This window comes from Vibrio sp. MA40-2 (assembly GCF_047302445.1).
In the GTDB taxonomy this organism is placed as follows: domain Bacteria; phylum Pseudomonadota; class Gammaproteobacteria; order Enterobacterales; family Vibrionaceae; genus Vibrio.
Genome location: NZ_CP178628.1, coordinates 750,450 through 763,855 on the forward strand (window position 1 = coordinate 750,450; position 13,406 = coordinate 763,855).

A 13,406-nucleotide genomic window follows, 5' to 3' on the forward strand; every position below is an offset into this window, starting at 1 on the left:
ATGATCTTTGATTTTTTAGCAATACCTATTAGATCAATAGTAATAACCTACTTTCATTATTGCGAATAATTCGCAACAATACTCCTATATTAAGCAGCGGCTTCTATACTTGTTAGATAATCAGAACTTATTTAGATAATAAGACTGAAAGCAAGCAACAACATATACCGATCATTATTTGATCTTAGACTACAGTTTTAGGTTAAAAGTGTAGTAAAGTTACGCTAATTTATTTTTAAAGTTACTATGAATTTGACGAGGTTATAACTATGTCAGCTAAGAAGCCAATGGCTCTAGTCATTCTTGATGGTTGGGGATACCGTGAAGATAACGAAAGCAACGCAATCAATAATGCAAATACACCATTTATGGATAGCTTATTTGCAAATCAACCAAATACCCTTATCTCAGCTTCTGGCTTAGATGTTGGCTTACCTGACGGTCAAATGGGTAACTCAGAAGTTGGTCACACCAATATCGGCGCTGGTCGTGTTGTTTATCAAGATCTTACTCGCATCACAAAATCTATCGCTGATGGTGAATTCCAACACAATGAAACCCTTGTAGCCGCTATAGACAAAGCAGTAAAAGCAGACAAAGCCGTTCACATTATGGGCTTAATGTCTCCTGGTGGCGTACATAGCCACGAAGACCATATCTATGCCGCAATTGAAATGGCAGCAGGACGTGGCGCAGAAAAAATCTATCTGCATTGCTTCCTAGACGGACGTGATACACCACCACGTAGCGCCAATAATTCTCTACAACGTTTCCAAGATCTGTTTACTAAATTAGGTAAAGGACGCGTTGCTTCTCTAGTCGGCCGTTACTACGCTATGGATCGTGATAACAACTGGGACCGAGTAGAAAAAGCCTACAACTTATTAGCAGAAGCGAAAGCAGAATTCAGCTATGACTCTGCTGCTGCAGGGCTTGAAGCCGCTTATGCTCGTGATGAAAACGATGAATTTGTTCAGCCAACCGAGTTAAAAGCGGCAGGCGAAGAATCAGCAGCAATCGAAGATGGTGATGCGGTTATCTTTATGAACTATCGTGCTGACCGTGCGCGTGAAATTACTCGTACATTTGTACCTGCATTTGATGGTTTCGAGCGTTCTAAGTTCCCTGCAGTTGATTTTGTTATGCTCACTCAATATGCAGCTGATATTCCTTTACTTTGTGCTTTCCCACCAGCATCACTAGAAAACACTTTTGGTGAGTGGTTATCTAAAGCAGGAAGAACTCAACTTCGTATTTCTGAAACAGAAAAATACGCGCATGTGACTTTCTTCTTCAATGGCGGTAAAGAAAACGAATTTGCAGGTGAAGAGCGTAGCTTAGTTGCTTCACCAAAAGTAGCAACTTACGATCTACAACCAGAAATGAGCTCGGAAGAACTGACAGATAAACTTGTTGCTGCAATCAAATCAGGTAAATACGACAACATTATCTGTAACTACCCTAACCCAGATATGGTTGGCCATACTGGCGTTTATGAAGCAGCAAAACAAGCCATCGAAGCAATTGATGTTTGTATCGCAAGAGTGGTTGCAGCAATAAAAGAGGCCGACGGTCAATTACTGATCACTGCCGACCATGGTAATGCAGAAATGATGGTAGACCCAAAAACAGGTGGCACACATACTGCCCATACCAATCTACCTGTACCACTTATCTATGTAGGTAACAAAGATGTACAATTTATCGAAGGTGGCAAACTGTCAGATTTAGCACCAACGATGCTTAAATTAACCGATATGGATATTCCAGCAGAAATGAGTGGCCAAGTGCTAGTTTAATTTAGAGTTTAAACCATAAGCTTCAAATTGAAGCTAAAAGCTCAAAAAACACTGAAAAGCTCAGCGAAACAATTCGCTGGGCTTTTTTATTTACTATGTCTTGTCCTGAAATGTGTTTATACATTGAGGGCTTTAAAATGAACAATTCAAGCCATTTAACACCAATTATAAGTATTGAATTCAACAAAATAAATTTAACTTGCAGAAACACGTTAGCCAGCAAAATGAACACATCTCGACCCTATCATCAATAGAACGTATACTGGCTTTTTAATGACGTTTTTTTCATGATAATTTCAGAATGACACTATTACATAAAGACCAAAATTTACGTAAATACAAAAACGCATTATTGGCGTTTTTCAGAACCAGCAGAAATCTCCCTCTTTGCTGTATGATCGTGTTATTTTCAACTCTAAGTTTTGCCAATCAAGACGAATTGAATGGCGTAAAAAATGAAATTTCTCGTCAGAAAAATGCGGTTACATCACAACAAAAAGAACTAAATAAGCTACAGCAGTCATTAAAAAAGCAAGAACTATCTATCTCATCATTGGGTAAAGACATTACCAAGACACAAACACTGCTTGATCAAGCCAATAAAAATCTAGCCCAATTTACTCAACAAAAATCCGACTTAGAACAAACTAAAAAAGAGCAACAACAAACGCTAGAACAGCTGATAAGAACGTATTACGTCATAAAAAGAAATAATGATACGACAGGCATTATTAAACACGGTCAAGATGAACAACAAGATAGAATCAGTCAATACTTTCAACATTTAGCCAAAGCAAGAGCAGAAACGATACAAGCTCTAGATTTGACCAGTAAGCAATTGGATGAAAAAAATAAGCAATTGCTGCAAGAACAACAACAAATCCAAGCACTATTGGCACAGAAAACCAAAAAACGTGATGCTTTAGCCCAATCACAAAGCGAACGTAAAAAGACCGTAACAAAAATCCAAAGTAATATTTCTAGCGACAAGCATTACCTTGCTGAACTACAACGCAACGAGTCTCGCTTAAGATCGGAAATAGCCAAAGCAGCCAAACGAAACACGGTACCAATGGATGGATTGGCCAAGCAAAAAGGCAAACTACCTTGGCCACTAAAAGGCAAAGTATTGCATAGCTACGGGACCAAGCAAAGTGGCCAAATTAATTGGAAAGGTTTGGTTATAGATGCGCAATATGAACAACCAGTGAAAGCCGTCTATTCTGGTACCGTGGTCTTTGCAGAGTATTTGAGAGGCTATGGATTAGTGGTGTTATTAGACCATGGTAAAGGCGACATGACCCTTTATGGCTACAATCAAACCTTGTTAAAAATAGAGGGTGATAAAGTCAAAGCGGGAGAAACCATCGCACTCGCCGGTAATACTGGCGGACAGCCTCAGGCATCACTTTATTTCGAAATTAGAAGAAACAGTAAAACACAAAATCCTAAAAGCTGGCTAGTCAGATAAAAATAAGCTATATCGCCTTTGATAATAAAGATTTTAATAACAAAGAGCTTGTCTAGCAATAAACAAGCTCTGTAATCTCGTCTTTCACCTAATAACAGAGCCCACTTAATAAAAAGAGTTCGCCTAATAAAAGGCTTCTATTTTTTCAATCAGGCTATTAATTTCATTGGCAGGTAAAGCGTTAATTCCTGCAGCGGCCTCTCTGCCTCCACCGGTCGCAAACTGAGAACAAACTTCACCTGCACCTTGTTTATTATTTAAAGGCGCACGTAAAGACACGGTATAAGTACCATCACTATTTTGCGTAAGTACGGCATGAGCAGAATCCGCATTTTGATTGGCCAGTAAATTACCGTAAACACCGCTAATTCTTCGAGAAGCCGGTGTATCTGGCAGTTCAAATACACTTAATTTGCTACTGCTATGTAATGCTTGAATGGCGAGCACTTTATCTAAATCTTGTTGATATGCAGACTGCAATTTATAAAAAGGTGAGCTTTTATCGGCTATGACATCCAAAGGCGAAGCATATTGCAATAAAGCAGTATATAAATCGGCTGGATGATAATGTAGATCGTCTACTTTAGCACCATAACCATTGTAATTTATCAATGTACCGAGTTCTTTTAAAGCGCTGCTTTGTTCTACCGATAAACCCGCCGCGACAGCAAGTTGATCGGCTTTTGCTATCAAGTTGTCACCGTATGCGGCAGTAATAGCCCATAAATGAAATTGCCCTTGTAATAGCTTGTCTATAATGAGAGCAGTACAAGTATTGGCATCCAAATCGATGTGAGCATCCAGATTTTCATTCGATGGAATATCACCTGATTGATGATGGTCGGCATAAAAAACGTTCGCGCCACTTTCCAATGCAGATAGCAAGGCTGCACTATTTTTTGCCATGGAAATATCGAGCACCGTTAAATTATCTTCAGGTGTAGCCTGAACCTTCGCAACAAGATTAATATCGCGCTTAACACCAGTAATCAAAGTTGACTGTATCGGATTAGCCAACCTAAGTTGTAATAATGCGATAATGCCGTCGGCATCACCATTAAAAATATCGTAATTCATTCTTGTTCCTAATCGTTCATTGCTCTAATGCCATCTTCTAAAAGTTGGATTTGCTCTCTTCCCATTTGCGTTGTATGCGGTTTTACCACCGCTATCATTTGTAACACGCCTTCATGGATGATTTTTTCTGTTATCTCCGTCTTCAAAGACATAGCAGAACGATATCCAAGCCAACTAGAAGCAACCAAATGAAGTGTTGTCACTAAAGATATCGCTTCTTGCTTATCTACATCAAGTAGCTTTAGTTCGACAAATCCATCAAATATAGCCTCTAAATTATTATGTAACTTATCTTGCACGCTCAAATAGCGCTCATGAAGAATTTCATCTCTTTGCAAGATTTCTGGCAAATTAGCGTAAAAAAAACGGTACTTCCACATTAACGTGAAAATAGAATCTAAGTAACGTTTTAACAATACTAAACTCTCTTCACCAGACTCTACCGGAGAAAAACGCTCTAATAACTCGGTTGAATAGCACTCAAAGATATCTCGTACAATTTCCTGCTTATTTCTAAAATGATAATAGAGATTACCTGGACTGATCTCGATGTGAGCCGCAATATGGTTGGTGGTAATGTTACGTTCACCATGGTCATTAAATAGTTCTAGGCTGGCTAAAACAATCTTATCTCTTGTTTTCATTTTTATTATCCATATTATTTTTATTATTTCAGTCGCAAATAATGAGGAACACCAACTCTACCAAGTATAAGCAGAAATCATTGATTCTTAAAGCCAACCTAGACCATTACGTGTCAGCAGAATAACCATATATACCCAAAACCACATATATACCCTAAACCATTGAGGTTGCATTAAGGCGACAAGCGAGTGAAGCCCCATGAGCATAGATAAACTATGCAATTGAAATGAACGAACGCAGTCAACAAAGATGCAGCTTCAAGGATAACGGGTATACAGTATTAATTTAAATATTAACGGTAATAGTTCAGCAATAATAGAAATACTAAAAATAAAAATAGAGCTCTCTCCGCTTTAATACGAAAAGAGCTCTATTAAAAGAATGGTAGAATTAAACAAAATTAATCAGATCCGAACAGATCTCGTGTATAAACTTTATCGGCCACATCGGAAATTTCATCCATCATGCGGTTTGACACTATCACATCAGACATTTGTTTAAACGATTCTAAATCAGCAATCACTTTCGAATGGAAAAAGTGTTCTTCTTTAAGTACTGGCTCATAAACCACAACTTCAATGCCTTTGGCTTTCAAACGCTTCATTATCCCTTGAATCGAAGAAGCACGGAAATTATCCGAACCTGCTTTCATTATCAAACGATAAATCCCAACCACTTTAGGTTGACGGCTAATGATAGAATCCGCAACAAAATCTTTTCGTGTTCTATTCGCATCGACTATCGCACCAATAATATTATTAGGCACATTTTGGTAATTAGCTAAAAGCTGTTTGGTATCTTTCGGTAAGCAGTAACCACCATAACCGAAAGATGGGTTATTGTAATGGTCACCAATACGTGGGTCTAAGCCAACACCTTGAATAATTTGACGAGAATCTAACCCTTGAGCCTCCGCATAAGAATCCAACTCGTTGAAATAAGCAACACGTAACGCTAGATAAGTATTGGAGAATAACTTAACTGCTTCAGCTTCGGTTGAGTCAGTAAATAACACCGGCACATCTTGTTTTTCTGCCCCTTCAAGCAACAAGTCAGCAAATACTTTTGCCCGTTCGCTTTGTTCACCAACAATAATACGAGAGGGATGCAAGTTATCGAACAGAGCTCGCCCTTCACGTAGAAACTCTGGTGAAAAAATCAGGTTATCACAGCCAAGTTCTTGCTTGGTTTGTTCGGTATATCCAACAGGGACGGTAGATTTAATCACCATGACCGCATTAGGATTAATAGACGAAACCTGCTTAATAACTGCTTCAACGGAAGAGGTATTAAAGTAATTAGTTTGAGGATCGTAATCGGTCGGCGTGGCAATAATAACGTAATCTGCATCTTGGTAAGCAAGTTCCGCATCCAGTGTAGCCGTGAAATTAAGTTGTTTATTTAGTAAAAAATCTTCAATCTCCGCATCTACAATCGGCGATTGCTTTTTATTTAACATTGCTACTTTTTCAGCAATAATATCAACAGCGACAACCTGATGATTTTGTGCCAGTAACATTGCGTTTGATAGGCCAACATAGCCCGTACCTGCTATTGCAATTTTCATTATAAACCTTCTAGTTCAGACTATTTTACTCTGTCGCCAGAGCCTTTACCGGTTACCGTTTGAATAATATAAATAAAATAACTCGACAGGGTCAACGAATAGATCATTTTTTCATCCCAGATTGCGAGTTTTTCAGGAGTAGACATGTCAATTTCGTTTACTTGTGCTAATCCAGTAATTCCAGGACGCACATCAAATACGCCTCGTTGATCTCTTTCGGTAATCAATTCTGTTTGATTAAATAGGCAAGGTCTTGGCCCTACCAAACTCATATCGCCTTTTAATACATTAATCAACTGGGGTAGTTCATCTAATTTGGTTTTTCGTAACACAGCACCCAATTTAGTTACCGAGCTACCACTAGCCAAATGAGTAGCAACGGATGCTGTATTCACACCCATTGTTCTAAATTTTATCAAGATAAATGGCTTTTTATGTCTACCCACTCTTTGTTGAAAAAAAATCGGTGAACCGGTATCAAAATAGCCTAACAAGGTTACAACAATTAGTACTGGCCATAAAAATAACAGGCCAAAGAATGAAAACACTAAGTCCAACGATCGTAAAAGCATTAATAAGTCACTGTTTAATTTATATAAAAACGAATAATTTTATTCGAGTAAATAAGCGCGAGATTCTACCTTATTTATTGTATTAAGAGTGTTACTCGATACAATATTTTTAGTTCAATAAGAAATCATCAACTGTTTTTTGTATACCTTGCGTAAAATCAACCGGAGGCGTCCAGTTTAGTCTATGTTTAGTTTGACTAATATCAACCTGTAAACTGTCACATAGCCGTTGACCTATAGTCGCTTTACCAATCATTTTTGTTGCAAACATGATCCAGCTGCCGGGAACAGGCAACAAAACACTTCTTTTATCCATCGAGCTAGCTATCGCTCTTAATAACTCAGTGACCGACACATCATTATCATCCGAAACAAGAAACGTACAGCCCGGCGCATTATCGTGTTCACATGCAGTTAAAATTACATCAACAAGATTATCTAAAAAAATCAAACTTCTTTGATTATTAATCGCACCTAAAGGTAATGGCAACCCTTTATAAACCAGGTTCATCATAGAATGAAAATTGGCTTTCACTCCTGGCCCATAAACTAATGGCGGACGAATAATTACCACTTCTAAACCTGTTGCGTGAGCGATGTCCTGTAAACCTATTTCCGCATTATATTTACTCAAACCATACGGATCAGTTGGAACAGTTTGCAAAATAGGTTGAAACGGTTGGCCAACTTGAGTTGATTCGCCATTCACTTTAATTGAGCTAATAAAAACAAAGCGCTTAACACCCGCTTGAGCGGCTTGCCTAGCCAAATGCAAAGTTGCAAGAGTATTGACCTGATGATAAGCCAATTTTGCATCGGCTTCCAATTCATTCATTTGATGAACACGAGCAGCACAATGAACCACACAATCAACGTCAACAAAAGCGCCAGACCAATCCGTATATTCGGATAACTCTGCAACCTCAAAATATGCCTTATTGGTGGCTTTTTTATCAATAGAAACTTGACGTCGAACCTCAATACAATCCCACCCTCGTTCAAAGGCAAGTTGAACAAACCGACTGCCGACAAAACCAGTACCACCAGTAACTAAAAGTTTCACTTCTCTGCTCACTACCTACTATTTTGAACAAATAATAACATTTACTTATAACTCCTGTCGTCTTTAAGCATTGCTTTATTAGGACTTCTCTGGCTTAAAGCGCTCAAGCAGATTACAATACGGCCGCTATATAAAAATAATTACAACCGTTAGGCTTTGTTGATGTTTACACCAATTCGAAATTTACTGAATGCCAACCGAAAAAATAAGCGATTTGTCAGTATGTCATATGACATACTTGCGATTATTTTTTCGTTATATTTGTCTATTGCACTTAGGCTTGGTGTCGTCACTTTTCCAATACAACCAGACGAAATTTATAGTCTGTTACTGACATTAGTTGTGACGCTTTTTTGCTTCATTAAGCTTGGTATGTATAGAGCGGTATTACGTTATATGACCTTTCCTGCTCTAGGAAATATTTTTTTAGCCGTCATAATATCGGCTTTAACATTAGCTCTGAGCGGTTTTTTCTTTCAATCTTTCATTCCTCGCAGTGTACCTTTCATTTATGCCGGTTTAGCCGTTATTACTCTAGGTGGACCACGAGTATTTATTCGCAGTATTTATTACCATTATTACAAAAGACAAAAACCAAATGTCTTTGTTTATGGCGCTGGCGCAACCGGTAGAGACTTAACCTACGCTTTAATTCAAGGCGATGAATATCATCCAGTGATCCTATTAGATGATGATAAAAGCAAAGCTGGACAAATTATGTTCGGTATTCGAGTTCATCACAGCTCAGATTTTGAAAGCCTGCAAGCGCTTTATCAACCAGTCAAACTGCTGCTTGCGATCAATAACATTGAAAAAAACAAACGCCTAAAATTGGTAGAAAAACTGTCTGCTTTACCTATTGAAATACAATCTGTGCCATCGGTAGAAGATATTGCCACAGGCAAAGCTAAGTCAACAGAAGTTAGAGATCTGGATGTAGCTGACCTTTTAGGTCGAGCTCCAGTAGAACCAAATAGTGATTTATTGAGTAAAAACATTACTAATAAAAACGTAATGGTTACTGGTGGAGGCGGCTCTATTGGCTCAGAGTTATGCAGACAAATTCTTAAGCAAAACCCTAAAACATTGGTACTGCTCGAACTCAATGAATACAACTTATATAAAATTGACCAAGAACTTCAAGCGGTAAAAAATACGCTAAAACTCGATACCATCATTGTGGCGGCACTCGGAACGGTCCAACGCCAGAATCGAGTACAAAAGCTGATGGAGTCTTATCAAATAGAAACGGTTTATCATGCTGCTGCTTATAAGCATGTTCCTTTAGTGGAAAATAATATAGTAGAAGGTATTCGCAATAATGTTTTTGGTACATTAGCCGCCGCCCAAGCCGCCATTGAAGCCAAGGTAACGAATTTCACTTTAATCTCCACAGATAAAGCGGTTCGTTCCACCAATGTGATGGGCGCAAGTAAGCGTATGGCAGAGCTGGTTCTGCAAGCTTTAGCCAGTAAATCTACCGCTACTACCTTTACCATGGTTCGGTTTGGTAACGTTCTGGGTTCATCAGGCTCAGTTGTACCACTATTCAAACAACAAATTAAACAAGGTGGACCAGTTACCGTTACTCATCCAGATATTATTCGCTATTTCATGCTTATTCCAGAAGCGGCTCAATTAGTGATACAAGCAGGCGCAATAGGCAACAACGGCCAAGTTTTTGTATTAGATATGGGTGAACCAGTTAAAATATTGGATCTAGCTAAACGAATGATTCATCTGATGGGTTATAAGGAAAATATTAACGGCCAACCTGAAGAAGATGAAATGGAGATCAAATTTGTTGGTCTTCGCCCAGGGGAAAAACTATATGAAGAGTTGCTTATAGGCGATAACGTAGCAGGCACTGACCATTCTAAAATATTAACCGCAGATGAAGAAAAACTGAGTTGGGAAGAGATGGAGCCAATATTGGCTCAATTAGATGTATGTTGTCATGAATTTGATGTCGATTGCATCAAAAGAATTTTGCTTGAAGTACCAACTGGTTATGCACCAAAAGAAGAAAATTAAATGAAAGTATTACACTTGTATAGAACATGTTACCCAGAAACAAAGGGAGGCCTTGAGCAAGCTATACGTTATATTTGTAAAGGTACTGCCGAGTTAGGAGTAGAGAATACTATTCTAACCTTAGGAGATTCTAACAAAGATTACCTATATGAAAACTATCGAATAATTGTTATTAAAAAAGACCTAGAAATATCATCTAATGGTTTTTCCCTTAGACTCATATCTACTTTCATCAAATTAAGTCGTACTCACGACATTATTCATTACCAATATCCTTGGCCTACAGGTGATCTTCTTAGTTTATTCGCTCCCAAAAAACCGTCTTTGGTAAGCTATCAATCGGATATTGTAAAACAAAAAATTCTAAAAAAATTATACTGGCCGCTTGAGCAACGCTTTCTATCTAAAGTTGACCGAATTATGGCTAGTTCACCGCAATATGCAAAAACCAGTCATAATCTAATAAAATTTAAAGATAAGGTCGAGATAATACCACTAGCGATAGATGAGAGCAGTTACCCTGCAGTATCGAATGACAATTTAGAAAAATGGCAACACAAAGTCGGAGAAGGCTTTTTCTTATTTATAGGCGTATTGCGATATTACAAAGGGCTGCATTATCTGTTAGAAGCTGCAAATATAAATAAACTTCCAGTTGTTATTGCCGGCGATGGTCCAGAACGTAAAGCACTACAAGATTATATCGACAGACATAATTTGACTAATATAAAAATGGTTGGATTTATAAGTGAAGAAGATAAAGCATCTCTTCACACGTTATCGAAAGCATTTGTATTCCCATCTCACCTTCGTTCGGAAGCCTTTGGGATATCTCTAGTCGAAGCACAGATGTATGGTAAACCTGTAGTTAGTTGTGATATAGGCACAGGATCATCGTATGTAAATATCAATAACCAAACAGGCTATACAGTAGAGCCTGAAAATGCCATGGCATTTTCCAATGCTATGATAAAAATAAATGACAACATAACTATATGTACAGAACTTGGACAAAACTCAAGAAAACGCTTCGAAAATAACTTCACTTCAAAGCGTTATGCCAAAAATTATATCGATAGCTATAATTCACTATTAAATAAATAGGTCTATTGTTGAATATCGGTCGCTATATCTAATATTTCTTTAGCTGTATTTTCCCAAGAAAACTGTTCAGCTCTCGCCAAACCATCAGCAACCAACTTTTCTCTCAATTGTTGATTGCTGATTACCTTCTGAATTGCCGCGTTAATTTCGGACACATTATTAGGATCTACCAACATCGCACTATTATTAGCAACTTCCGCCGTGGCTCCTATATTTGAAGTAATAACAGCGACACCGGAAGCCATAGCTTCAATAACAGGAAGTCCAAATCCTTCATACAATGATGGATAAACAAATAACTTCGCAGAAGCATAAAGCAGCCTAAGTTCTGAATCCGAAACATAACCAGTAAATATTATTTGCTGTTTATCTATTAAATTTTTCGCTTCGTCAAATAACTCTGAATTTTTCCAACCTTGATCTCCCACAAGAACCAGAGGAGTACTTTGGCGGATTTCATCAGGTAATAGTTTATAGGCTCTGACCAATTGCTGTAAATTTTTTCTTGGTTCTAAAGTTGCCACGCTTAAAATGAATTCTTTATAATCAATCTTATGAGAAGATAAAAATAAGCCACAGTCTTGTGCAGGGTAATGTTTAAAAGTATTAGCTACACCCAAATAAACACAAGAAGAATTAGATTTTGTTGTAGAGTAAAGAGAGTTAAGCTCCGTGAGTATAAAATGAGAATCAACAATAATATGATCTGATTTATCTATCGACTCCTTTATTTTATCTGTCAAGAACTCTACTCGTGTAGCAGGATGAAACTCAGGGTGTGATATAAATGACAAATCATGAATAGTTGTAATGGTTTTACCATTATAATCAAAAGGAATAAAACTAGGCTCAAAATAAACATAACCTTGGTCAGCCAAAAACTTTAAATTTCTTTTAGACCGAATCGAGAGTAATTTATTTTTAAGACTATATACCCCTGGAATATTTCTTAATACTTCAATACATGATCTTTTAATTTTTGATGTTTTCTGAATTACAGGTTCAGGATTAGAGAAAGTTTCAACTAACTCTTCGAGTTGAACTTTGTCTAACATAGAACCATTCTTTACCCCTACAATTTCAATATTTTTTGATAAAAACTCTATTAAAATATTTAAAGTGTAGTACCCGATTCCAGTGAGTGGTCGGCGTATAGGTGAAACATTAATTAATAATTTATTTTGCATAGAACATATCTGATAAAGTTTTGTCGATATTTATAGTAGGAGAAAACCCAGTCAATGACTGTAATTTTTCATTATTACCACCAAGGACTTTTATTTCATTCTGTCGAACAAAGTCAGGATTAATTTCCACATTTATCTTATAGCCTGCTATTTCTTCAACTTTAGATATAATTTCATTTAAAGTAATCACTTCACCAGAACAAAGATTGACTATCTCTGAATTCGCGTCAGATTCTAACAAAGATACATAAGCTTTTGATATATCCCTAACATCACTAAAATCACGAGCAACATCTATATTCCCTAACTCGATAGTCGTTGCGCCTTTTTTAAAATGTGACATGATTTTTGGTATTAAAAAGTTTTCCGCTTGACCAGGACCTGTGTAATTGAAAGGTCTGGTAATTAAAATAGGGTAAGTATCGAACCATAACTTAGCCATATATTCCATCGACAATTTACTCATTGCATAATGGTTAACTGGAGAAGGCAGAGTAGATTCATCTATTTTTTCTATGTTTTCAGGATTCCCGTAGATATTGGCACTACTCGCTAAAATTATTTTTTTTACGGGGAGTTGTAATTCTTTAGCCGACTCAAGTAGATTAAGCGCACCAAACACATTTACATTATAAAATGCAGTTTGATCACTATGTCCTACAAATGAAATAGCCGCTAAATGAATAATATAATCTGGCTTAACCTTCGTAAGACAATTTAAAACGGCTTGCTTATCGGTCAAATCACAGTCAACTTGATCATTTATCGCACCCGAATGAACTAAGCCTATAACTTCGTACCCTTTGTTTACAAGCTCTTGTGCAACATATTTTCCAGTAAAGCCATCAACACCTGTTAGCAAAACTTTATTCATACAAATAACCTCT

The 13,406-nt window shown here is 37.3% G+C and carries 11 protein-coding genes; 4 read left to right on the forward strand and 7 right to left on the reverse strand.

Annotated features, from left to right (window positions below; genetic code table 11):
* Positions 1 to 269: 269 nt before the first annotated feature.
* Positions 270 to 1,799, forward strand: a complete 1,530-nt coding sequence (gene gpmM, locus ACLKML_RS11070) for a 2,3-bisphosphoglycerate-independent phosphoglycerate mutase (protein ID WP_413285365.1) — start codon at positions 270 to 272, stop codon at positions 1,797 to 1,799.
* Positions 1,800 to 2,193: 394 nt separating this feature from the next.
* Positions 2,194 to 3,270 carry a murein hydrolase activator EnvC family protein gene (locus ACLKML_RS11075; protein WP_413285871.1) on the forward strand — a complete coding sequence of 359 codons (1,077 nt, stop codon included), beginning with the start codon at positions 2,194 to 2,196 and terminating at the stop codon, positions 3,268 to 3,270.
* Between the two features lie 123 nt (positions 3,271 to 3,393).
* Here ACLKML_RS11075 and ACLKML_RS11080 read toward each other — a convergent pair whose 3' ends face one another.
* The 5 genes from ACLKML_RS11080 to ACLKML_RS11100 all read right to left on the reverse strand — a co-directional run bounded on the left by ACLKML_RS11080 (position 3,394) and on the right by ACLKML_RS11100 (position 8,194).
* Positions 3,394 to 4,347, reverse strand: coding sequence for a DHH family phosphoesterase (locus tag ACLKML_RS11080; protein ID WP_413285366.1), 954 nt, complete (start codon positions 4,345 to 4,347; stop codon positions 3,394 to 3,396).
* Between the two features lie 8 nt (positions 4,348 to 4,355).
* Positions 4,356 to 4,991, reverse strand: a complete 636-nt coding sequence (locus ACLKML_RS11085; RefSeq protein ID WP_413285367.1) for a TetR/AcrR family transcriptional regulator — start codon at positions 4,989 to 4,991, stop codon at positions 4,356 to 4,358.
* Positions 4,992 to 5,392: 401 nt separating this feature from the next.
* Positions 5,393 to 6,559, reverse strand: a complete 1,167-nt coding sequence (locus ACLKML_RS11090; protein ID WP_413285368.1) for a nucleotide sugar dehydrogenase — start codon at positions 6,557 to 6,559, stop codon at positions 5,393 to 5,395.
* A 20-nt stretch (positions 6,560 to 6,579) separates the two neighbouring features.
* Positions 6,580 to 7,131, reverse strand: a complete 552-nt coding sequence (locus ACLKML_RS11095) for a sugar transferase (protein WP_413285369.1) — start codon at positions 7,129 to 7,131, stop codon at positions 6,580 to 6,582.
* Positions 7,132 to 7,240: 109 nt separating this feature from the next.
* On the reverse strand, positions 7,241 to 8,194 hold the full coding sequence (locus ACLKML_RS11100; protein ID WP_413285370.1) for a UDP-glucose 4-epimerase family protein: 954 nt from the start codon (positions 8,192 to 8,194) through the stop codon (positions 7,241 to 7,243).
* A gap of 162 nt (positions 8,195 to 8,356) precedes the next feature.
* On the opposite strand from ACLKML_RS11100, the gene ACLKML_RS11105 reads away from it, so the two are divergent.
* Positions 8,357 to 10,228: a polysaccharide biosynthesis protein gene (locus ACLKML_RS11105; RefSeq protein WP_413285371.1), complete on the forward strand. Its 1,872-nt coding sequence runs from the start codon at positions 8,357 to 8,359 to the stop codon at positions 10,226 to 10,228.
* Positions 10,229 to 11,332 (forward strand): glycosyltransferase, encoded by a 1,104-nt coding sequence (locus ACLKML_RS11110; protein ID WP_413285372.1) that lies wholly within the window; start codon positions 10,229 to 10,231, stop codon positions 11,330 to 11,332.
* Positions 11,333 to 11,334: 2 nt separating this feature from the next.
* Here ACLKML_RS11110 and ACLKML_RS11115 read toward each other — a convergent pair whose 3' ends face one another.
* Together ACLKML_RS11115 and ACLKML_RS11120 are read right to left on the reverse strand one after the other, a co-directional pair.
* Positions 11,335 to 12,519: a glycosyltransferase family 4 protein gene (locus tag ACLKML_RS11115; protein WP_413285373.1), complete on the reverse strand. Its 1,185-nt coding sequence runs from the start codon at positions 12,517 to 12,519 to the stop codon at positions 11,335 to 11,337.
* Positions 12,509 to 13,393: a GDP-mannose 4,6-dehydratase gene (locus ACLKML_RS11120; protein ID WP_413285374.1), complete on the reverse strand. Its 885-nt coding sequence runs from the start codon at positions 13,391 to 13,393 to the stop codon at positions 12,509 to 12,511. Before ACLKML_RS11120 ends, ACLKML_RS11115 begins: the two co-directional genes overlap by 11 nt.
* Between the last annotated feature and the right edge of the window lie 13 nt (positions 13,394 to 13,406).